The 22,469-nt window shown below is 57.9% G+C and carries 13 protein-coding genes; 2 read left to right on the top strand and 11 right to left on the bottom strand.

Features of this window, described 5'->3' with window-relative positions; all coding sequences use genetic code 11:
• Window positions 1-13: 13 nt before the first annotated feature.
• Together malQ and malP are read right to left on the bottom strand one after the other, a co-directional pair.
• Window positions 14-2,095: a 4-alpha-glucanotransferase gene (gene malQ, locus GXP72_RS21230; protein ID WP_208763310.1), complete on the bottom strand. Its 2,082-nt coding sequence runs from the start codon at window positions 2,093-2,095 to the stop codon at window positions 14-16.
• Window positions 2,096-2,104: 9 nt separating this feature from the next.
• Window positions 2,105-4,498, bottom strand: coding sequence for a maltodextrin phosphorylase (malP, locus tag GXP72_RS21235; protein ID WP_208763311.1), 2,394 nt, complete (start codon window positions 4,496-4,498; stop codon window positions 2,105-2,107).
• A gap of 585 nt (window positions 4,499-5,083) precedes the next feature.
• On the opposite strand from malP, the gene malT reads away from it, so the two are divergent.
• Window positions 5,084-7,789, top strand: a complete 2,706-nt coding sequence (malT, locus tag GXP72_RS21240; protein WP_024908893.1) for an HTH-type transcriptional regulator MalT — start codon at window positions 5,084-5,086, stop codon at window positions 7,787-7,789.
• 62 nt (window positions 7,790-7,851) lie between these two features.
• On the opposite strand, the gene GXP72_RS21245 is transcribed toward malT, so the two are convergent.
• The 3 genes from GXP72_RS21245 to glpE are packed head-to-tail and all read right to left on the bottom strand — an operon-like array spanning window position 7,852 to window position 9,837.
• Window positions 7,852-8,610 carry a DeoR/GlpR family transcriptional regulator gene (locus tag GXP72_RS21245; RefSeq protein ID WP_008503060.1) on the bottom strand — a complete coding sequence of 253 codons (759 nt, stop codon included), beginning with the start codon at window positions 8,608-8,610 and terminating at the stop codon, window positions 7,852-7,854.
• Window positions 8,611-8,626: 16 nt separating this feature from the next.
• On the bottom strand, window positions 8,627-9,457 hold the full coding sequence (gene glpG / locus GXP72_RS21250) for a rhomboid family intramembrane serine protease GlpG (protein WP_024908892.1): 831 nt from the start codon (window positions 9,455-9,457) through the stop codon (window positions 8,627-8,629).
• Window positions 9,458-9,504: 47 nt separating this feature from the next.
• Entirely contained in the window at window positions 9,505-9,837 is a 333-nt protein-coding gene (gene glpE / locus GXP72_RS21255; protein ID WP_008503062.1) for a thiosulfate sulfurtransferase GlpE, read from the bottom strand.
• Between the two features lie 188 nt (window positions 9,838-10,025).
• On the opposite strand from glpE, the gene glpD reads away from it, so the two are divergent.
• Window positions 10,026-11,534: a glycerol-3-phosphate dehydrogenase gene (gene glpD / locus GXP72_RS21260; RefSeq protein WP_024908890.1), complete on the top strand. Its 1,509-nt coding sequence runs from the start codon at window positions 10,026-10,028 to the stop codon at window positions 11,532-11,534.
• A gap of 95 nt (window positions 11,535-11,629) precedes the next feature.
• Here glpD and glgP read toward each other — a convergent pair whose 3' ends face one another.
• The 6 genes from glgP to asd form a co-directional block, all read right to left on the bottom strand.
• A complete protein-coding gene (gene glgP, locus GXP72_RS21265) occupies window positions 11,630-14,077 on the bottom strand; it encodes a glycogen phosphorylase (protein ID WP_032648304.1) in 2,448 nt (815 codons plus the stop codon).
• Between the two features lie 18 nt (window positions 14,078-14,095).
• Window positions 14,096-15,529 carry a glycogen synthase GlgA gene (glgA, locus tag GXP72_RS21270; RefSeq protein WP_024908888.1) on the bottom strand — a complete coding sequence of 478 codons (1,434 nt, stop codon included), beginning with the start codon at window positions 15,527-15,529 and terminating at the stop codon, window positions 14,096-14,098.
• Window positions 15,529-16,824 (bottom strand): glucose-1-phosphate adenylyltransferase, encoded by a 1,296-nt coding sequence (gene glgC, locus GXP72_RS21275; protein WP_032648303.1) that lies wholly within the window; start codon window positions 16,822-16,824, stop codon window positions 15,529-15,531. Before glgC ends, glgA begins: the two co-directional genes overlap by 1 nt.
• A 17-nt stretch (window positions 16,825-16,841) precedes the next feature.
• A complete protein-coding gene (gene glgX, locus GXP72_RS21280; RefSeq protein WP_090420583.1) occupies window positions 16,842-18,815 on the bottom strand; it encodes a glycogen debranching protein GlgX in 1,974 nt (657 codons plus the stop codon).
• Window positions 18,812-20,998 (bottom strand): 1,4-alpha-glucan branching enzyme, encoded by a 2,187-nt coding sequence (gene glgB / locus GXP72_RS21285; RefSeq protein ID WP_208763312.1) that lies wholly within the window; start codon window positions 20,996-20,998, stop codon window positions 18,812-18,814. The genes glgX and glgB overlap by 4 nt, the downstream gene beginning before the upstream one ends.
• Before the next feature lie 249 nt (window positions 20,999-21,247).
• Entirely contained in the window at window positions 21,248-22,351 is a 1,104-nt protein-coding gene (gene asd, locus GXP72_RS21290) for an aspartate-semialdehyde dehydrogenase (protein WP_024908885.1), read from the bottom strand.
• Window positions 22,352-22,469: the final 118 nt, after the last annotated feature.

Here is a 22,469-nt window from a genome sequence, read left to right on the forward strand (position 1 = left end):
GGTGAGGGTGAAACTATCGCTTCTTACTCACCGCCCTTCTGCGCTTGTCCAAATCCTTAATCAGCCTGTTCACCCCGTCATCGGCAAACATCTTCTCAAGCGTGGTGGACAACTTGCGACGCCAGTTCTTGTACTGATAGCTGGTGCCCGGAATGTTCACCGGCTCCGCCATATCAATCCAGTCTTCCGGCTGCAGGCCCAGCAGGGCGCTGTTGCTGTCGGCAATATAGCGCTGCAAACCACGGTTGAGGGTCGCGGTCATCGACATCAACGACGCCTTATGCCCGGCGCGTTTCGGAAGACAGCCCTGCTTGTGCAGCGCATCCAGCAGCCCCTGCTTAGAAAGCTCGCGATCCTGATACAGGCCGCGTAACACCTCTTCATCAGGATACAGTCCCAGCGTTTTGCCGAGCGTCAGATCGCCACTTTCCCAATAGCCACGAAGCGTAGGAAGGTCATGCGTCGTCGCGACTGCCATTGACTGTTCAGGGTACGCTTGCGGCGCGCGGAAGGTTTTCTCATGGTCGTTTTCAAAATAGAGCACTTTATAGGAGTAGACGCCGCTGTCGCGGAGCTTGCTGACAATTTCCACCGGCACGGTACCGAGATCTTCACCGATCACCATGCACTGGTGACGCTTACTTTCCAGCGCCAGGATCGACAGCAGATCGTCAACCGGGTACTGCACGTACGCCCCGTGATCCGCCGTTTCACCGTACGGGATCCACCACAGGCGCAGCACGGACATCACGTGGTCAATACGCAGCGCCCCGCAGTTCTGCATGTTAGCGCGCAGCAGGTCGATAAACGGCTCGTAGGCGCGCGCCGCCATGACGTGCGGATCCATCGGCGGCAATCCCCAGTTCTGACCGAGCGGGCCAAGGATATCCGGTGGCGCACCCACGGAGGCTTTCAGACAGTAAAGTTCACGATCGCACCAGGTTTCCGCGCCGCCTTCCGCCACGCCGACGGCCAGGTCACGATAGAGGCCGATCGGCATCTTATAGCCCTGGCTCACCTGCCAGCAGGCGGCAAATTGGCTGTACGCCAGCCACTGCAGCCACAGGTAGAAGTCCACCTCATCGGCATATTTTTTACAGAACGCTTTTACTTCCGGCGTGTCGATGGACTGATACGCTTCAGGCCAGACCGGCCAGCCCCAGCGCATTTCGTCCTCTTTCACCTGATACGCGTGCAGCGCATCAAACGCCGCCTGCCAGTACAGGCTCTCGCCCTCCTGCGTCACAAACTGACGGAACGCGGCCATCTGCTCGTCGTCACGCTGCGAAAAGCCTTTCCACGCCAGACGCAGCGCGGCCATTTTCAGCGCCGTGACGGTGGAATAGTCCACCCAGTCTGCGTCGCGCGCCTGCTTCAGCGCCTGCTGCGTGGTGCTGAGTTTCCACCACGCCTGCGCCTCTTTGCTGTTTTTGAAGTCATCTAAGGCGTTAACGTCGATATAAATCACGTTCAGCCAACGACGGGACGACGGGCTATACGGGCTGGCGCTCTCCGGGTTGGCGGGATAAAGCGCGTGGATCGGGTTGAGGCCGATAAACGCGCCGCCGCGCTCGCCCACGGATGCCAGCATGTTCTTCAGATCGCCAAAATCACCGATGCCCCAGTTGCTGTCGGAACGCAGGGTGTAGAGCTGCACGCAGGCGCCCCACAGCTTTTTGCCTTCGAGCAGCGCCTGCGGCTCGTAGCAGCGTTTTGGCGCGACGATCACCCGGCAGTGGAAACGCCGATCATCCTGGGTGAGCGTGAGGGTGTGATAGCCCTCCGGCAGCTTCGCCGGAAGGTTTAACGTTTTGCCGCCGGTGGCGTGACCTTTGTGCTGATGCCCCTCTTCGGTGGTCAGCAGCCAGCTAAACTCGCCGCGCCCCTCCACCGCCAGCGGCATCTTTTTGCCTGCGGTGAATACCTTCACGTTCGGCACCGGCGCAGCCGACGCTTTCGCGTCGGTTTTGTGCATAGCGTCCAGCAAACGTCTTTTGGTGTCGGCGCCAATAGACTGCGGTTTGCCGTGAGCATTGATGTAACTGAGGCTGATCCCCGCCGCCTGCGCGGCGCTGTCCAGACGTTTACTCTCCATCGCGCTTCCTTAGCGTTTTGCCTGCCAGATACGGGCCTGATAATCACGGATTGAACGGTCAGAGCTGAACATACCGCAGCGGGCGGTGTTCAGGATGCACGCCCGGGTCCACGCCTCCTGATCGCGATAGAGCACGTCGACCTGCTTTTGCGCTTCGACATAGGCCGTGAAGTCCGCCATCACCAGATACGGGTCACCGCCGTGTTTGTCCATGCTGTGCAGCATCTGGTCAAACGCGTGCTTGTCGCCGTCGCTGTATTTACCGCTTTCCAGCTCCTTCAGCACTGCATCAAGCACTTTGTCTTTCTTACGCCATTTCACCGGGTCATAGCCTTTGGCCTTGATGGCTTTCACCTCTTCCACGGTATGGCCGAAGATAAAGATATTCTCTTCCCCCACCTTCTCGGCGATTTCGACGTTGGCCCCGTCGAGCGTACCGACGGTAAGCGCGCCGTTCAGCGCCAGCTTCATGTTGCCGGTACCGGACGCTTCTTTCCCTGCGGTAGAGATCTGCTCGGAGATGTCCGCCGCCGGGATCAGCATTTCAGCCGCCGAGACGCAGTAATCCGGCAGGAACACCACCTTCAGCTTGTCGCCCACTTTCGGATCGCTGTTGATCGCCGCCGCCACTTTATTGATGGCGAGGATGATGTTTTTCGCCAGATAGTAGCCCGGGGCCGCTTTCGCACCGAACAGGAACACGCGCGGGACGCGATCGGCCTGCGGGTTCTCGCGGATCTCTTTGTACAGCGCCAGAATGTGCAGCAGGTTCAGGTGCTGGCGTTTGTACTCGTGCAGACGCTTGATCTGAATATCGAAAATCGCATTCGGGTTGATCTCAATCCCGGTACGCACTTTCACAAACTCCGCCAGGCGAACCTTGTTCTCCAGCTTGATCGCCCGATACTGCTCGCGGAATGTCGCGTCGTCAGCGTATTTTTCCAGGTTGATGAGCTGGTCCAGATCGTTGGCCCACTCTTTCTTCAGGGTCTTGTCCAGCAGGCTCGCCAGCAGCGGGTTGCACTGCTTGATCCAGCGACGCGGCGTGATGCCGTTGGTCACGTTGTGGAATTTGGTTGGCCACAGCTGGTGGTATTCCGGGAAGAGGTCTTTGACCACCAGATCCGAGTGCAGCGCCGCCACGCCGTTCACTGCAAAGCCGCTCACCACGCACATGTTCGCCATACGTACCTGCTTATCGTGAACCACCGCCAGCTTCGCCCAGACCGCCTTGTTGCCCGGCCAGGTCTTGTCCACCAGGGTTTTAAACTGGTCGTTAATCTTGTTGATGATCTGCATGTGGCGCGGCAGCAGCGTTTTCACCAGCTTCTCATCCCAGCACTCCAGCGCTTCTGGCATCAGCGTGTGGTTGGTGTAGGCAAAGGTACGGCTGGTAATGGCCCAGGCGTCGTCCCAGCTCAGCTGATGCTCGTCGATCAGCACGCGCAGCAGTTCCGGGATGGCAATGGTCGGGTGCGTATCGTTGAGCTGAATCACTTCGAAGTCCGGCAGCTGCGCCAGCTTGCGGCCCGCCAGATGATGGCGACGCAGAATGTCCGCCACGGAGCAGGCGCACTGGAAGTACTGCTGCATCAGGCGCAGCTTTTTACCGGCCAGGTGGTTGTCGTTCGGATAGAGGACTTTGGTCAGCTTCTCGGCGTCGATGCCCTGCTGCTCGGCCCGCAGGAAATCGCCGTCGTTGAATTTAGTCAGGTTAAACGGGTGAGCGTGTTTCGCCTGCCACAGACGCAGCGGCTGCGCCACGCCGTTACGGTAGCCAAGCACCGGCAGATCCCAGGCTTCGCCGGTGATGGTGAACGCCGGTTCCCAGAGACCTTGTTTCGTCACTTTCCCGCCAATGCCAACCTGCACGTCAAGCTGCGCGTTATGGCGGAACCACGGATAGGTATTGCGATGCCAGTCGTCCGGCGCTTCCATCTGGTGGCCGTCAGCAAACGACTGACGGAACAGGCCGTACTGGTAGTTCAGACCGTAGCCAATCGCCGACTGGCCGACGGTCGCCATGGAGTCAAGGAAGCAGGCCGCCAGGCGTCCCAGGCCGCCGTTGCCCAGCGCCGGGTCAATCTCTTCTTCCAGCAGGTCGGTCAGGTTAATGTCGTGTTCTTTAAGGACGTCACCGACCTCCTGATACCAGCCGAGGTTCAACAGGTTGTTGCCCGTCAGACGGCCAATCAGGAATTCCATTGAAATGTAGTTTACATGGCGCTGGCCTTTTACCGGTTTTGCCAGGGGTTGAGCATCCAGCTGCTCTGCGAGCGCACCGCTCACTGCCTGCCACCACTGGTGAGGCGTCATTTCGTTTGCAGCATGAAGGCCAAAACGCTGCCACTGACGCGTCAGGGCAGCCTGGAATTGAGCTTTGTTGAAGGTAGGCTGTGACATAGGGGATCGGCATCCTTTAGAAAGAAAACACAAGTTGGCGCTAGTGTGCCTGGCTCATTTCCCCTCTTCCTCCTCCCGTGGGGGATTAGACAGGGAGGAGTAGCGGGGATGAGCAGAAAAGTGTGATCGAGGCCACTCTCAGAGCATAGTTCGAGTGTGCCCGGAAGATAAAAAAGTAACCGAGTATAATGTCAAAGAAATGAAATGCAGTTTCGGGTGAAATCAAACCCCACCGAAATAATTACTTACGTAGAATAATATTTCTGCAATCGGGTAATCGCTAAGGAGATTATTAATCTCCCTTAACTTTACCAGCAGTATATTAAATTTGACGTCACTATCCCTTTCTGAAACCAGTTTCAGCGCAGCGGTAACCAGTACAGACAAGCCAGCAGTGACGCGGCGTCAAAGACCTTTCCAGAAAGTTCCATCTTCTTCCTGAATGTTTTGTGACAGAGTGCAAATTCACAGCCACCAAATCCAGACATAACTTGCAATAGTTAACTTATTGGCCGACCTTATATCCATTAATTACGAAGCGCAAAAAAAATAAAATCTCTCGTTCCCCACAGTGAAGTGAAACCTATGTTGATTCCGTCTAAATTAAGTCGCCCGGTTCGCCTTGACCATACAGTGGTCCGCGAACGTCTGTTGGCTAAACTTTCCGGCGCGCATAATTTCCGACTGGCGCTGGTTACGAGCCCTGCAGGTTATGGAAAAACAACGCTCATTTCGCAATGGGCCGCAGGTAAGAGCGATCTTGGCTGGTACTCCCTCGATGAGGGCGATAACCAGCAAGAGCGTTTTGCCAGCTATCTGATTGCTGCCATACAGCAAGCCACCCATGGACACTGCGTCGCCAGTGAGATGATGGTGCAAAAGCGCCAGTATGCCAGCTTGTCTTCCCTTTTCTCTCAGCTGTTTATCGAACTGGCCGAATGGCATCGCCCGCTTTACGTGGTGATTGATGATTATCATCTCATCACTAACCCGGTGATTCATGAATCGATGCGTTTCTTCCTGCGCCATCAGCCGGAAAACCTGACTTTAGTCGTGCTGTCACGCAACCTGCCGCAGCTGGGTATTGCCAACCTGCGCGTGCGCGATCAGCTTCTGGAAGTGGGCAGCCAGCAGTTGGCCTTTACCCACCAGGAAGCTAAACAGTTCTTTGACTGCCGCCTGACCTCACCGATTGAGGCCGCCGAAAGCAGCCGTCTGTGTGATGACGTTGCGGGCTGGGCCACGGCGCTGCAGCTTATCGCCCTCTCTGCCCGGCAAAACAACAGTCCGGCGCATCAGTCTGCGCGGCGTCTGGCGGGCATCAACGCCAGCCACCTTTCTGACTACCTGGTGGATGAGGTGCTGGACAGCGTCGATCCCTCGACGCGTAATTTCCTGCTGAAAAGCTCTCTGCTGCGTTCCATGAATGATGCGCTCATCGTGCGGGTGACGGGCTGTGAAAACGGTCAGCTGCAGCTCGAAGAGATTGAACGTCAGGGCCTTTTCCTGACGCGCATGGACGATCCGGGCGAGTGGTTTAGCTATCACCCGCTGTTTGGTAGCTTCCTGCGCCAGCGCTGTCAGTGGGAAATGGCGGTTGAACTCCCGGAGATTCACCGTGCCGCCGCTGAAGGCTGGATGGCACAAGGCTTCCCGAGCGAGGCCATCCACCACGCGCTGGCCGCCGGTGATGCCAGCATGCTGCGCGATATCCTCCTCAACCATGCATGGGGCCTGTTTAACCACAGCGAACTGACGCTGCTGGAAGAGTCCCTCAAAGCCCTGCCGTGGGAAAGCCTGCTGGAGAACCCGCGTCTGGTGCTGCTGCAGGCCTGGCTGATGCAGAGCCAGCATCGTTACAGCGAAGTGAACACCCTGCTGGCGCGCGCCGAGCAGGAGATGGAAAGCGAAATGGATACCACCCTGCACGGCGAGTTCAACGCGCTGCGCGCTCAGGTGGCCATTAACGACGGCGACCCGGACGAAGCTGAACGGCTGGCGATGGTCGCGCTGGATGAACTGCCGCTGGCTAACTTCTACAGCCGCATCGTGGCGACCTCGGTGCACGGCGAAGTGCTGCACTGCAAAGGCGATCTCACGCGTTCGCTTTCACTGATGCAGCAAACCGAGCAGATGGCGCGTCGTCATGATGTCTGGCACTACGCGCTGTGGAGCCTGATCCAACAGAGTGAGATTTTATTCGCGCAGGGGTTCCTGCAGGCCGCCTGGGAAAACCAGGAAAAAGCGTTCCAGCTGATTCGTGAACAGCATCTGGAACAGCTGCCGATGCACGAGTTCCTGTTGCGTATTCGCGCTCAGCTGCTGTGGGCATGGTCGCGTCTGGATGAAGCAGAAAGCTGCGCCCGTCAGGGTGTAGACGTGCTCTCCAGCTTCCAGCCGCAGCAGCAGCTGCAGTGCCTGGCGCTGCTGGTGCAGTGCTCGCTGGCGCGCGGCGATCTCGATAACGCCCGCAACCATCTGAACCGCCTGGAGAACCTGCTCGGCAACGGCCAGTATCATAGCGACTGGGTATCGAACGCCGATAAGGTTCGGGTGATTTACTGGCAGATGACCGGCGACAAAAAATCCGCCGCCAACTGGCTGCGCCAGACGCCAAAACCGGAATTTGCCAACAACCACTTTCTGCAGAGCCAGTGGCGCAACATCGCCCGCGCGCAGATCCTGCTCGGTGATTTAGAGCCCGCAGAGATTGTCCTGGAGGAGCTGAACGAGAACGCGCGCAGCCTGCGCCTGATGAGCGACCTGAACCGCAACCTGCTGCTGCAGAACCAGCTCTACTGGCAGGCGGGTCGTAAAAATGATGCCCAGCGCGTGCTGCTGGAGGCGTTGCAGCTGGCTAACCGCACCGGGTTTATCAGCCACTTTGTGATTGAAGGTGAAGTGATGGCGCAGCAGCTGCGTCAGCTTATTCAGCTCAACACGCTGCCGGAGCTGGATCAGCATCGCGCCCAGCGTATTCTGCGCGAGATTAACCAGCATCATCGGCACAAGTTCGCGCACTTCGATGAGAACTTCGTTGAACGTCTGCTGAACCACCCGGAAGTGCCGGAGCTAATTCGCACCAGCCCGCTCACCCAGCGCGAATGGCAGGTTCTGGGGCTGATCTATTCAGGTTACAGCAATGAGCAGATTGCCGGTGAGCTTGCGGTGGCGGCGACCACCATCAAAACGCATATCCGCAACCTGTACCAGAAGCTGGGCGTGGCGCATCGTCAGGATGCGGTACAGCATGCGCAGCAGCTGTTGAAGATGATGGGGTACGGGGTTTAGGTTTTGTGCGGCCTGATGCCCTCACCCCGACCCTCTCCCACAGGGAGAGGGAGAACGGCTTTTCAACACAACTCTAACTGCAAATTATTATCTTTAATCACCTGCATCACGCCCGCCGGCGGCATCACGTCGGTGTAGACCGCATCCACCATGCTGATGCTGCCCATGTTCACCATCGCGTTACGGCCAAACTTCGAATGGTCTACCACCAGCATCACGTGGCGCGAGTTTTCAATGATCGCGCGCTTGGTGCGCACCTCGTGGTAATCAAACTCCAGCAGCGAGCCGTCGCTGTCGATGCCGCTGATCCCCAGAATGCCGAAGTCGAGGCGGAACTGAGAGATAAAATCGAGGGTCGCTTCGCCGATAATCCCGCCGTCGCGGCTGCGCAGTTCGCCGCCCGCGAGGATGATGCGGAAATCGTCTTTCTGCATCAGGGTATTGGCCACGTTCAGGTTGTTGGTGACCACGCGCAGGTTCTCGTGATCCAGCAGGGCATGGGCGACCGCTTCCGGCGTGGTGCCGATATCAATAAACAGCGTTGCCCCGTTTGGGATCTGGCTGGCGACCTTGCGGGCAATACGCTCTTTCTCCGCCGTCTGCGTGGCTTTACGGTCGTGCCAGGAGGTGTTAACCGAGCTGGACGGCAGCGCCGCGCCGCCGTGGTGGCGAAGAATACGGTTCTGATCGGCCAGGTCGTTCAGGTCACGACGGATGGTTTGTGGGCTGACGGCAAACTGCTCCACCAGCTCTTCGGTGCTGACGTATCCCTGTTTTTTTACCAGTTCGATAATGGCGTCATGACGTTGTGTTTGTTTCATCAATTATCCCTGAGAATTATGTTCGTTTTCGCGCATGGAGCGTGTCGGCAAACGCCATCGCCAGCCCCACGGCCAGCCCGGCGACGTGTGCACCGTTGGCGATAGACATACCAAACAGATCAAACCATCCGGCAATTAGCCATATTAACGCAAAGGTTATTAATCCGCGCTGCAGATAGATGCCGCTTTCCGGGTCGCGCTCCCCACGAAGCCAGACGTAGCCCATCAGGGCATACACAACGCCCGATAGCCCGCCGAACCACGGCCCGCTGAACTTGTGCTGCACGTAGCCGCTCAGCAGGGCGCTGATAAGGGTGATAACGATCAGCTTGCCGCTGCCCAGACGCTTTTCAACGGCACCGCCGAGATACCACCACCAGAGCAGGTTAAAGAGGATATGCATCACCGAGAAGTGCATCAGCGCGTGGCTAAAGTAGCGCCAGACGTCAAACTCAACAGACGGATCATAGGGCCACGCCAGGGCAATCATCACGCTCTGGTCGCCGACCACGTTCATGATAATGAAGACAATGATGCAGGCCGCCATCAGCAGCAGCGTAAACGGGCCCGCGCGCTCGCGAATGGTGGCGATGAAGGGAAAGCGGCTGTAGTGCAATCCACTTCCGGTCTGGCCGGACTGCCAGCTTGCCGCCAGATAGCGCGGGTCGCCAGGGTTCTCAAGAAAACGCGCCAGTTCCTCGTTTACCCGCCCGGCCTGGCTCTCATCGGCCAGCCAGACGTCGGTCTGCGTATGTTGCTGAATAGTCAGAATAACGCCCTGCGTCGCCATATAGTCGACAAACGCCTGGGCGACGCGCGGGTTGGTAAAAGAGGTGATCATCAACATGGGCAGCGGTCGCTTATTTCCACACAAAAGGGGACAGTATAGCGGGATCAGCGCTCAAAAGCGTATTCCACTTCTGCCGGGAAATGACGATGCCAGGCATCGAAGCCGCCGTCGACGCTGTATACCGCGTCGTAGCCCTGCTGAAGCAGATACTGCGCCGCGCCTTTGCTGCTGTTGCCGTGATAGCACATGACCATGACCGGCGTGTCGAAGTCGTTATCGCGCATAAACGCGCCCAGCGTGTCGTTGGTGAGATGGAACGCGCCCGGCGTATGGCCCATCGCAAAACTCTGCGGATCGCGGATGTCCACCAGCACCGCTTTTCCCTGGTGCATCTTCTGGTGGGCTTCTTCTACGTTAATACATTCAAACTGATCCATGGTGTTCTCTTTACAGTGGTCAACGACAAGATTTTACCCCGTAGTGTACGTCCTGGCGGCGGGTAAACGCCATTATGTTATCCATATCACTCTAAATTGTTTTTTTGATGTTACCAAAAGCGCGTTCCTTTGCTATTATGAGCGATATCGAACATTTCTGAGCTTTAACGAAAGTGCATGAGGGTGTTATGGAAACCAAAGATCTGATTGTGATAGGCGGTGGCATCAACGGTGCCGGTATTGCGGTCGATGCCGCAGGACGCGGTTTATCCGTACTGATGCTGGAAGCTAACGATCTCGCCTGCGCGACGTCGTCCGCCAGCTCCAAACTGATTCACGGTGGCCTGCGCTACCTGGAACACTACGAATTCCGCCTGGTCAGTGAAGCGCTGGCCGAACGTGAAGTGCTGCTGAAAATGGCCCCGCATCTGGCGATTCCGATGCGCTTCCGCCTGCCCCATCGCCCGCATCTGCGTCCGGCATGGATGATCCGAATTGGTCTGTTTATGTACGATCATCTGGGTAAACGCACCAGTCTCCCGGGTTCGAAAGGTTTGCGTTTTGGCTCAGAATCGGTCCTTAAGCCTGAAATCGTGCGCGGATTCGAATATTCCGACTGCTGGGTGGACGATGCCCGTCTGGTGCTGGCGAACGCGCAGATGGTTGAGAAGAAAGGCGGCGAGGTGAAAACCCGTACCCGCGCGACCGCTGCCCGTCGTGAAAACGGCCTGTGGATTGTGGAAGCGGAAGACATCGATACCGGCGAGAAATTCAGCTGGAAAGCGCGCGGCCTGGTGAACGCTACCGGCCCGTGGGTGAAGCAGTTCTTCGACGACGGCATGCATCTGCCTTCGCCGTACGGCATCCGCCTGATCAAGGGCAGCCACATTGTGGTGCCGCGCGTGCATACCCAGAAGCAGGCTTACATTCTGCAGAACGAAGACAAGCGCATCGTGTTTGTGATCCCGTGGATGGACGAGTTCTCGATCATCGGCACCACCGACGTGGAGTACAAAGGCGATCCGAAGAACGTCGAGATCGACGAGAGCGAAGTGAACTACCTGCTCAAAGTGTATAACGCGCACTTTAAGAAACAGCTGTCACGCGACGACGTGGTCTGGACCTACTCCGGCGTGCGTCCGCTGTGCGATGACGAGTCTGACTCACCGCAGGCCATCACCCGCGACTATACGCTCGATATTCACGACGTAGACGGTCAGGCGCCGCTGCTGTCCGTGTTTGGCGGCAAGCTGACCACCTACCGCAAACTGGCCGAGCACGCGCTGGAAAAACTGGCGCCGTACTACAAAGGCATTGGCCCGGCATGGACCAAAGGCGCGGTGCTGCCCGGCGGTGATATCGGCGGTAACCGCGATGATTACGCCGCGAAACTGCGCCGTCGCTTCCCGTTCATCACCGAAGGGATGGCGCGCCACTATGCCCGCACCTACGGCAGCAATACCGAGCTGTTCCTGGGCGATGCGAAGGACATTGCGGATCTGGGCGAGCATTTCGGCCACGAGCTGTACGAAGCCGAGCTGCGCTACCTGGTTGAGCACGAGTGGGTGCGTCGTCTGGACGATGCTATCTGGCGCCGTACCAAAGAAGGGATGTGGCTCAACGCCGAGCAGCAGTCTCGCGTGGCGCAGTGGTTACTGCAACATGCGGGAAAGCGTGAGCTGTCGCTGGCGTCTTAATGCGATCGGTGCGGGCTGATGCCCTCACCCTGACCCTCTCCCACAGGGAGAGGGAACAAACACTAAAAACGGCAACCGAGGTTGCCGTTTTGCTTTTATAACCTCACCGGATCAATATGCCAGATCGTCTCGGCATACTCCTTGATGGTCCTGTCAGACGAGAAATAGCCCATATTGGCGATGTTGTACATCGCGGCGCTGGTCCACTTCTCCGGCTGGCGATACAGTTCGTCCACCTTGTCCTGACAGTCCACGTAGCTGCGATAATCCGCCAGCACCTGATAGTGATCGCCAAAGTTAATCAGCGAATCCACCAGATCGCGGTAGCGGCTCGGTTCATCCGGGCTAAACACGCCGGTCGCGATCTGCGTCAGCACCTGACGCAACTCTTCATCCCCTTCGTAATATTGACGTGGCGAGTAGCCTTTTCTGCGTAGCGCCTCCACCTCTTCTGTCGTATTACCGAAGATAAAGATATTGTCTTCGCCCACGTGCTCCAGCATCTCGACGTTCGCCCCGTCAAGCGTACCGATGGTCAGCGCGCCGTTAAGGGCAAACTTCATGTTACTGGTGCCGGATGCTTCCGTCCCCGCCGTGGAAATCTGTTCAGAGAGATCCGCCGCCGGGATGATCAGCTGAGCCAGGCTGACGCTGTAGTTCGGAATGAACACCACCTTCAGCTTGTCGCCAATGTCCGGATCCTGGTTAACCACCTTCGCCACGTCGTTGATGAGATGAATAATGTGCTTCGCCATGTAGTAGGCCGACGCCGCCTTACCGGCAAAGATCTTCACGCGCGGCACCCATTCGGCCGTCGGATCGGCCTTAATGCGGTTGTAATGGGTGATCACGTGCAGCACGTTCATCAGCTGACGCTTGTATTCATGGATGCGTTTGATCTGCACGTCGAACAGCGCTTTCGGGTTTGCCACCACGTTGAGGTGCATCGCCAGCCAGACCGCCAGACGCTTTTTGTTCAGCAGCTTGGCTTCGCGCACGGCTTTGTTCACCGTCGGGAAATCAATATGCTGTTCCAGCTCGCTCAGCTGGCTCAAATCGGTACGCCAGGTACGGCCAATATTCTCGTCCAGTACCTCAGAGAGCGGCTGGTTGGCCAGCGCCAGCCAGCGGCGCGGGGTGACGCCGTTGGTCACGTTGCAGAACCGCGTCGGGAAGATCTTCGCAAAGTCCGCAAACAGCGACTGCACCATCAGGTTCGAGTGGAGCTCGGACACCCCGTTGACCTTGTGGCTGATGACAACCGCCAGCCAGGCCATGCGCACGCGACGACCGTTCGACTCATCAATGATGGACGCGCGGCTCAGCAGGCCAGTATCGTTCGGATACTGCTCCTGCAGCGTCTTGAGGAAGTAGTCGTTAATCTCAAAGATAATCTGCAGATGGCGCGGCAGGATTTTGCCGAGCATGTCCACCGGCCACGTTTCCAGCGCTTCGCTCATCAGCGTGTGGTTGGTGTACGAGAACACCTGGCAGGTCACCTCAAAGGCGTCGTCCCAGCTGAATTTATGCTCGTCGATCAGCAGGCGCATCAGCTCCGGAATAGAAAGCACCGGGTGGGTGTCATTAAGGTGGATCGCGGTTTTCTCCGCCAGGTTGGCGTAGGTTTTGTGCAGCTGATGGTGACGGCTAAGGATGTCCTGAATGGTCGCCGAAACAAGGAAGTACTCCTGACGCAGGCGCAGCTCGCGGCCTGAGTAGGTCGAGTCATCCGGGTACAGCACGCGGGATACGTTCTCGGAGTGGTTTTTATCCTCCACCGCCGCGAAGTAGTCACCCTGGTTAAATTTACCGAGGTTAATTTCGCTACTGGCCTGGGCGCTCCACAGCCTCAGCGTGTTGGTGGCGTCGGTGTCGTAGCCGGGGATAATCTGGTCGTAGGCCACGGCCAGGATCTCTTCCGTTTCCACCCAGCGGGATTTTTTCCCTTCCTGCTGAATACGCCCGCCAAAGCGCACCTTGTAGCGCGTGTTGTGGCGCTTGAACTCCCACGGGTTACCGTACTCCAGCCAGTAGTCCGGGGACTCTTTCTGACGCCCGTCGACGATGTTCTGCTTGAACATGCCGTAATCGTAGCGAATACCGTAGCCGCGGCCCGGCAGCGCCAGCGTCGCCAGCGAGTCGAGGAAGCAGGCGGCGAGACGTCCCAGACCGCCGTTACCGAGGCCCGGGTCGTTCTCTTCGTCGATCAGTTCTTCTAAATCTAACCCCATCTCTTCCAGTGCGGTTTTGACGTCGTCATAAATACCGAGCGACAACAGCGCATTGGACAGCGTGCGGCCAATCAAAAATTCCATCGACAGGTAGTAAACCTGACGCGTCTCCTGAGAGAGCTGGGCGCGGTTTGAGCGCAGCCAGCGTTCCACTAAACGGTCACGCACCGCAAACAGGGTAGCGTTCAGCCACTCGTGCTTGTTGGCAATAACCGGATCTTTCCCGATGGTGAACATCAGCTTGTAGGCGATAGAGTGCTTTAACGCCTCAACGCTGAGCGTGGGTGAAGAGTAGCTAAATGGAGCGTTCATATCAGTAACTTCGCCTCGTTACATCAAGCGTTGATAGAGATCGCGGTATGACTGCGCCGCGACGTGCCAGCTAAAGTCCATGGACATCGCCTGACGTTGTACGTAACGCCACAGCGATGGACGGGACCACAAGACGAAAGCACGCCGAATCGCCCGAAGCAGCGACCAGGCATTACTGTCCTCAAAGACAAACCCGCTGGCGATACCGTCCGCCAGGTTTTCCAGAGAGCTATCGGATACGGTATCCGCCAGTCCGCCCGTGCGGCGTACCAACGGCAGGGTGCCATATTTCAGGCCGTACAGCTGCGTCAGGCCGCAGGGTTCGAAACGGCTTGGCACCAGGATGACGTCCGCGCCGCCCATAATGCGGTGCGAGAATGCCTCGTGGTAGCCAATCTGCACGCCCACCTGACCCGGATGTTCCGCCGCGGCGGCAAGGAAGCCTTCCTGCAGCACCGGGTCGCCCGCGCCGAGCAGCGCCAGCTGTCCGCCCTGCTCCAGTAAACCGGGCAGTGCCTCCAGCACCAGATCCAGCCCTTTCTGGCTGGTCAGGCGGCTGACCACCGCGAACAGCGGCACTTTGTCGTTAACCTTCAGGCCCATCGCAATCTGCAGCTGGCGTTTGTTTTCCGCTTTGTCTTCCACGGAATCACGGCCATAACGCGCCGCCAGCAGGAGATCGGTTTCCGGGCTCCAGATCTGTTCGTCCACGCCGTTCAGAATGCCCGACAGGCGTCCTTCGCGATGGCGCTGCTGCAGCAACCCTTCCATACCGTAGCCAAACGCCGGCTGGGTGATCTCACGCGCGTAGGTTGGGCTCACCGCCGTGATGTGATCGGCGTAGTACAGCCCGGCTTTCAGGAACGAGATCTGCCCGTTAAATTCCAGCCCGTGCATGTTATAGAACGATAATGGCAGATCGATTTCACTCATGTGATGGGCATAGTACATCCCCTGATACGCCAGATTGTGCACGGTAAAGACCGATTTGGCCGGATGGCCGCGCGCGGCGAGATACGCCGGGGCAAGCCCGGCGTGCCAGTCGTGCGCGTGCACCACATCCGGGCGCCAGAACGGATCCAGCCCCGTCGCCATTTCTGCGCCGACCCAGCCGAGCAGCGCAAAGCGCAGCACGTTGTCGGTATAAGCGAACAGGTTCGTATCGTGATACGGGCTGCCCGGTCGATCGTATAAGTGCGGCGCGTCGATCAGGTAAATCCCTACGCCATTGTAATGTCCAAACAGCAGAGTGATGCGTCCGGCGAAGGTCTCACGGCGGGTCACCACTTTTGCATCGGGTATACCACGCCGGATATCCGGAAAGGCGGGCAGCAGGACTCGGGTATCCACGCCTCCGGCGATTTGCGCTGCCGGTAATGCACCCAAAACATCTGCCAGACCGCCCGTTTTCAACAACGGGAACATCTCAGAACATACGTGTAAAACCTGCATCATCGCTCCTGTTTGATCTGCAGCTTCCGCAACATTTCCCGTGTGACTAACACGATCCCCTCTTCCGAACGATAGAAACGACGCGCGTCTTCTTCCGCATTCTCCCCAATCACCATCCCTTCAGGGATGACGCAGGCACGGTCGATCACGCAGCGACGCAGACGACACGAGCGCCCTACCCAGACATCCGGCAATAAGACTGCCGAATCGATATTACAGAATGAATTTATCCGCACGCGGGGGAACAGCACCGACTGCACCACCACCGAGCCTGAAATAATGCACCCGCCGGACACCAGCGAGTTCAGCGTCATACCGTGGCTGCCGGAGCGGTCCTGCACGAACTTGGCTGGCGGCAGCGACTCCATATGGGTACGAATCGGCCAGTTCTGGTCGTACATATCCAGCTCAGGCGTGACCGACGCCAGGTCGAGGTTCGCTTTCCAGTACGCCTCCAGGGTTCCCACGTCGCGCCAGTAGGGTTCCGCATTCGGGTCGGACTGCACGCAGGACAGTGGGAAAGGATGTGCATACGCCATGCCAGCTTTCGTGATTTTCGGAATGATGTCTTTACCGAAGTCGTGGCTGGAGTTTTCGTCTTTGTCGTCTTCTTCCAGCAGCTCATAAAGATATTCTGCATCAAAGATGTAGATCCCCATGCTGGCAAGCGATTTGGTGTCATCGCCCGGCATGGTTGGCGGGTTCGCCGGTTTTTCAACGAAGTCGATAATTTTGTCGTCGGCATCCACGTGCATGACGCCAAACGCCGTCGCTTCAGCAACGGGCACAGGCAGACACGCCACGGTGCAGCGCGCCCCTTTTTCGACGTGGTCGATGAGCATGTGGGAGTAATCTTGCTTGTAGATATGGTCCCCGGCGAGGATCACGATGTATTCCGCGTTATAGCGACGAATAATGTCGAGGTTCTGGGTCACCGCATCCGCCGTCCCGCGATACCAGTTCTCGCCGTGAACGCGCTGCTGCGCAGGGAGGAGATCGACAAACTCGTTCATCTCTTCGCTGAAGAATGACCAGCCGCGCTGGATATGCTGAACCAGCGTGTGCGACTGATACTGCGTTATGACGCCAATACGGCGAATGCCCGAGTTCAGGCAGTTGGAGAGCGCAAAGTCGATGATGCGGAACTTACCACCAAAGTGAACAGCCGGTTTGGCGCGCTTGATGGTCAAATCTTTCAGACGGGTACCACGCCCACCCGCAAGTATCAGGGCAACCGTTTTTAATGGTAGCTGGCGTGCCAACATTAAGGGATCGTTCTTCTCTAATCTAACCATGACTAACTCCTTTTTTATCATCTTTGGAATACGCACACTCCGTGCGCAGGCCCGTGCCAGACAGCCATTACTACCGGATTATCCACTCCGGCAAAGGGGGGAACAGCTCGCCATTCCCCTTCAGGTAAAACAATCTCTGCGACGTCATCCGTCGCGTTCAGCGTGACCAGCCATTTATCCGACAGCAGGATTTGCAGGCGTGGTACGCCGTGTTGCCACTCTTGCGCGCTTAACGGTTGCGCGTCTTGATTCAGCCAGCGAACGTTGCCGTCACCCTCTTCCCACCAGCGGTCGGCGGTCAGCGCGGGGATCTGCTGGCGAAGATGGATCAGCGCAGCGGTAAAATGAATCAGCCCGCTGTTGGCTTCACCCCAGTCGAGCCAGGTTAACGTGTTGTCCTGGCAATACGCATTGTTGTTACCGTGCTGGCTGTGGCCGTGTTCATCGCCTGCCAGCAGCATCGGCGTGCCCTGCGACAATAAAAGCGTTGTCAGCAGCGCATGTACGCTGGCGCGTCGCCGCTCTATCACATCCAGACTTCCGCCTAACCCTTCTATACCATGATTGAAGCTATGGTTATTGTTAGTGCCATCGCGATTCTCTTCGCCGTTTGCCTCATTGTGTTTCTGATTGAAACAAACGCAGTCCCTGAGGGTAAAACCGTCGTGCGCCGTCAACAGATTGACGGTGGCCGACGGGCGTTTGCCGTCGCGCTTAAAGAGATCGCTTGAAGCAGCAAAGCGTCCGGCGAACTCCCCGAGCGACAGATTCCGCTCCAGCCAGAAGCGGCGTACGGCGTCGCGGTAGTGGTCGTTCCACTCGGCAAACAGCGGCGGGAAATTCCCGACCTGATAACCGCCTTCTCCGATGTCCCACGGCTCGGCAATGAGCTTCACCTGCGAGAGCACCGGACAATTTTTTATCGCCTCAAACAGTGGCGCCTGCTGGCTGAACGCCGGCGTGCGCCCCATCACCGGGGCCAGGTCGAAACGAAAACCGTCGACGTGGAACGTTTCTACCCAGTATTTCAGGCATTCATAAGCAAAATGCGTGACCGCCGGATGGCTGAGATTGAGCGTGTTGCCGCAGCCGGTCCAGTTCTCATAATCGCCATCCTGCCTGATCCAATAATAGCTACGGTTATCAATTCCGCGCATGGAGAGCGTCGGACCGTCGAGATCGCTTTCGGCACTGTGGTTCAGCACGACGTCCAGAATGACCTCAATGCCCGCCGTATGAAGCGCCTTCACCGCATCGCGAAACTCGTCCCGCGCCTTTTCCGGATGAGCGGCATAGCGTGGCTCAAGCGCGAACATCGCCAGCGGGTTGTAGCCCCAGTAGTTGCTGAGCCCCAGCCGCTGCAGGCGCGGCTCGCTGGCAAAATGGGCGACGGGCAGCAGTTCCAGAGCGGTGATGCCGAGGTGCTTCAGGTAGGCGATCATGGTGGGATGCCCGAGCGCCTTGTAGGTACCGCGCATCTCTTTGGGGATCGACGGGTGCAGGTACGTCAGTCCTTTGACGTGGGCTTCATAAATGACGGTATGGCCCCACGGCGTCTGCGGCGGGGCATCGTCTTCCCAGTCATAAAGATCGTTCACCACCACGCTTTTTGGCGCGACGGGCGCGCTGTCGCGGTGGTCGGGATCGCCGTAGCCCACGTGGAAGAGCGGGTCGTCTTTAAATTCGCCGTCCACGCGGTGCGCGCACGGGTCAATCAACAGCTTCGCCGGGTTAAACCAGTGACCCTGCGCCGGATCCCACGGACCGTGTACGCGAAAGCCATAGTGCAAGCCTGGCCGCCCTCCGGCCAGGTAGCCGTGCCAGGTATCCCCCGTGCGCGCGGGTAAATCGTAACGGTGCTCGTTACCTTCCCCGTCAAACACGCACAGTTCTACCCGCTCAGCGTGAGCGGAAAAGAGGGTGAAATTGACCCCCTTCCCGTCAAAACTCGCCCCGAGCGGTTCGGGTTTACCTGCCGTAAGCTGCGTCATTCGCCCTCCCGCATTAGCCAGATGGTGCCAAGCGGCGGCAGCGTCAGGCTCAGGGAGTTGGGTCGCCCGTGGCTTTCAATGGCGTCGCTCTGTACCAGCCCACCGTTACCGGCGTTGCTGCCGTGGTAGTGCATCGAGTCGGTATTCAGAATTTCACGCCATTTGCCCGGCTGGTTAATGCCGAAGCGGTAGTGTTCGCGCGGCACCGGGGTGAAGTTGCTGGCGACGATGATCTCGTTACCCGCCTTGTCACGACGCACAAAGACAAACACCGAGCGCTCATGGTCGTCCACCACCAGCCATTCAAAGCCGTACGGATCGAAGTCGAGCTCGTGCAGCGCTTTGTGGTGGCGATAGGTCAGGTTCAGATCGCGCACCAGACGCTGCACCCCGTGGTGCCAGTTGTCGCCGCCTTCCAGCAGATGCCAGTCGAGGCTGGCGTCGTGGTTCCACTCGCGCCCCTGGGCGAACTCATTGCCCATGAACAGCAGTTTCTTGCCCGGGAAGGCAAACATCCAGCCGTAATAGGCGCGCAGGTTGGCAAACTTCTGCCACGCGTCGCCCGGCATGCGGTCGAGAATCGATTTTTTGCCGTGTACCACCTCATCGTGCGACAGCGGCAGCATGAAGTTTTCGGTGTAGTTGTAGAGCATCCCGAACGTCAGCTTATCGTGATGATACTTACGGTGAACCGGATCCAGCTTCATGTAGTCGAGCGTGTCGTGCATCCAGCCCAGGTTCCACTTATACCAGAACCCCAGGCCGCCCAATGACGGCGGACGGGAGACGCCCGCAAAGTCGGTCGACTCTTCCGCCATGGTCACGGCACCGTCCACCTGCTCGCCGATAATGCGGTTGGTATTACGCAGGAATTCAATCGCTTCCAGGTTTTCGCGGCCGCCAAACTCGTTCGGGATCCACTCCCCCTCTTTGCGGCTGTAGTCGCGGTAGATCATCGACGCCACCGCATCCACGCGCAGGGCATCGATGCCAAACCGCTCGATCCAGTACAGGGCATTCCCGACCAGGTAGTTTGCGACCTCACGGCGACCGTAGTTGTAGATCAGCGTGTTCCAGTCCTGGTGATAGCCTTCGCGCGGGTCGCTGTGCTCGTACAGCTTCGTGCCGTCAAACTCTGCCAGCGCGAAATCATCCGCAGGGAAATGACCCGGCACCCAGTCGAGGATCACGTTCAGCCCGGCGGCGTGCGCGGCATCAATGAAATAGCGGAAGTCGTCGCGCGTGCCGAAGCGGCGCGTTGGCGCATACAGCCCGGTGGGCTGATAGCCCCAGCTGCCGTCGAACGGGTGCTCGTTGACCGGCAGCAGCTCAAGGTGGGTAAAGCCCATCCATTTTGCATACGGCACCAGCTGGTCGGCAAGCTCCCGGTAGCTCAGCCAGAAGTTGTTATCGGTGTGGCGACGCCAGGAGCCAAGATGGACTTCATAGACGGAGATCGGCGCATCAAAGCGGTTAGCCTGTTTACGCTCCTCCGTCTGAACGACCTTCTCCGGCAGGCCGCAAATCAGCGACGCGGTATCCGGACGCATCTGCGCTTCGAAGGCATACGGGTCGGCTTTAATGCGCAGCTTGCCGTGGGCGTCGATCATCTCGAATTTATAAAGCTGCCCGTGGTGCGCCCCGGGGATAAACAGCTCCCAGATGCCGGTTTCCCGGCGCAGACGCATCGGGTGGCGGCGGCCGTCCCAGTAGTTGAACTGCCCGACAACGGAGACGCGCTGGGCATTGGGCGCCCACACGGAGAAGCGCGTGCCGGTAATGCCGTCCATGGTATCGGCATGGGCACCCAGCGTTTCATAAGGACGAAGATGCGTCCCTTCGGAGAGCAGCCAGGCGTCCATCTCTTTAAGCAGAGGGCCAAAGCTGTAGGGATCGTCAATCAGGTTTTGCTGACCGTGCCAGAGAACGGCGAGCTGATAGCGAAACGGGTTTTTACGACGGGGCATTACGCCCGAGAAGAAGCCACGGGAATCGAGGCATTCAAGATTACCCACCTTGCGGCCGGTTTTGGGTTCAATCACCCAGACTTCTGTGGCATCCGGTAACAGTGCCCTAACTTCCAGACCGGCCTCAGTACGGTGCATCCCAAGCACAGAAAAGGGGTCAGCGAAATGACCCGCAATAAGCGCATTAATCACGTCTCTATCCACACGATCGGACATGGTATTCATCCTGTTTTTTATGTCGTCCTTTTTAAGCGCTCCGGGACGACTTTTAATGTGACCTGAACGGGACAGCACAAAAATGTGCATCCAATCTGCTCCGTTCGAACCTCAGGTAAGAAATGACTCTTCCTTAAAGCATAGCCAACGCTCTAGATGACTCCTGATAAAAAATAAGACATACGCGTGTTACTCCATGTAGTACGCAAAAAAAAGGGGTGAAAATCACCCCCGGTATTTAACAAATTATTACGCCAGCTGGCGCAGCATGCGGCGCAGCGGCTCGGCAGCGCCCCACAGGAGCTGGTCGCCAACGGTGAACGCGGAGAGATATTCCGGCCCCATGTTCAGCTTGCGCAGACGGCCAACCGGCGTGGTCAGCGTGCCGGTAACGGCAGCCGGGGTCAGCTCGCGCATGGTGATATCGCGATCGTTTGGCACCACTTTCGCCCACGGGTTGTGCGCGGCCAGCAGCTCTTCCACGGTCGGAATAGACACATCTTTTTTCAGTTTAATGGTGAAGGCCTGGCTGTGGCAGCGCAGCGCGCCGATACGCACGCAGAGGCCATCAACCGGAATGGTGTTCGCGGTATTGAGAATTTTGTTGGTCTCAGCCTGCCCCTTCCACTCTTCGCGGGTCTGGCCGTTATCCAGCTGTTTGTCGATCCACGGGATCAGGCCGCCTGCCAGCGGTACGCCAAAGTTATCCACCGGCAGCTCGCCGCTGCGGGTCAGCTGGGTCACTTTACGCTCGATATCCAGAATAGCGGATGCCGGGTTTGCCAGCTCGGTCGCAACGCTCTGGTGCAGCTGGCCCATCTGGGTCAGCAGCTCGCGCATGTGACGCGCGCCGCCGCCGGACGCCGCCTGGTAGGTCGCCACGGAGACCCACTCCACCAGATCCTGCGCGAACAGGCCGCCGAGGGACATCAGCATCAGGCTGACGGTGCAGTTGCCGCCGACAAAGGTTTTCACGCCGTTGTTCAGGCCATCGGTGATCACGCCCTGGTTAACCGGGTCGAGAATGATGATGGCATCGTCTTTCATGCGCAGCGACGAGGCCGCGTCAATCCAGTAGCCCTGCCAGCCGCTTTCACGCAGCTTTGGATAGATTTCGTTGGTATAATCGCCGCCCTGGCAGGTCACAATAATGTCGAGCGCCTTCAGCGCTTCCAGATCGTAAGCATCCTGCAACGTGCCTGTGGTACCACCAAAGGACGGAGCAGCCTGGCCGAGCTGGGAAGTGGAGAAGAAGACCGGGCGGATAGCGTCGAAATCGCGCTCTTCAACCATGCGTTGCATGAGTACAGAGCCGACCATACCGCGCCAGCCGATAAAACCAACGTTTTTCATAGCATTTTTTTCCTGCTGAGGGTGTGTGCTGTTTGTGCAAGCCAGTATTGAACTGGGATATGCTTCACATTACAAAATGCTGCCAAAGTCGCAAGCGAAATTAATCGATGATTGCCCG

Source organism: Enterobacter sp. SES19 (assembly GCF_011765665.1).
In the GTDB taxonomy this organism is placed as follows: Bacteria; Pseudomonadota; Gammaproteobacteria; order Enterobacterales; family Enterobacteriaceae; genus Enterobacter; species Enterobacter pseudoroggenkampii.

Excerpts from the sequence above, each read along its gene's own strand:
- malQ (WP_208763310.1), bottom strand. The coding sequence starts at position 2,095 with ATGGAGAGTAAACGTCTGGACAGCGCCGCGCAGGCGGCGGGGATCAGC.
- malP (WP_208763311.1), bottom strand. The coding sequence starts at position 4,498 with ATGTCACAGCCTACCTTCAACAAAGCTCAATTCCAGGCTGCCCTGACG.
- malT (WP_024908893.1), top strand. The coding sequence starts at position 5,084 with ATGTTGATTCCGTCTAAATTAAGTCGCCCGGTTCGCCTTGACCATACA.
- GXP72_RS21245 (WP_008503060.1), bottom strand. The coding sequence starts at position 8,610 with ATGAAACAAACACAACGTCATGACGCCATTATCGAACTGGTAAAAAAA.
- glpG (WP_024908892.1), bottom strand. The coding sequence starts at position 9,457 with ATGTTGATGATCACCTCTTTTACCAACCCGCGCGTCGCCCAGGCGTTT.
- glpE (WP_008503062.1), bottom strand. The coding sequence starts at position 9,837 with ATGGATCAGTTTGAATGTATTAACGTAGAAGAAGCCCACCAGAAGATG.
- glpD (WP_024908890.1), top strand. The coding sequence starts at position 10,026 with ATGGAAACCAAAGATCTGATTGTGATAGGCGGTGGCATCAACGGTGCC.
- glgP (WP_032648304.1), bottom strand. The coding sequence starts at position 14,077 with ATGAACGCTCCATTTAGCTACTCTTCACCCACGCTCAGCGTTGAGGCG.
- glgA (WP_024908888.1), bottom strand. The coding sequence starts at position 15,529 with ATGCAGGTTTTACACGTATGTTCTGAGATGTTCCCGTTGTTGAAAACG.
- glgC (WP_032648303.1), bottom strand. The coding sequence starts at position 16,824 with ATGGTTAGATTAGAGAAGAACGATCCCTTAATGTTGGCACGCCAGCTA.
- glgX (WP_090420583.1), bottom strand. The coding sequence starts at position 18,815 with ATGACGCAGCTTACGGCAGGTAAACCCGAACCGCTCGGGGCGAGTTTT.
- glgB (WP_208763312.1), bottom strand. The coding sequence starts at position 20,998 with ATGTCCGATCGTGTGGATAGAGACGTGATTAATGCGCTTATTGCGGGT.
- asd (WP_024908885.1), bottom strand. The coding sequence starts at position 22,351 with ATGAAAAACGTTGGTTTTATCGGCTGGCGCGGTATGGTCGGCTCTGTA.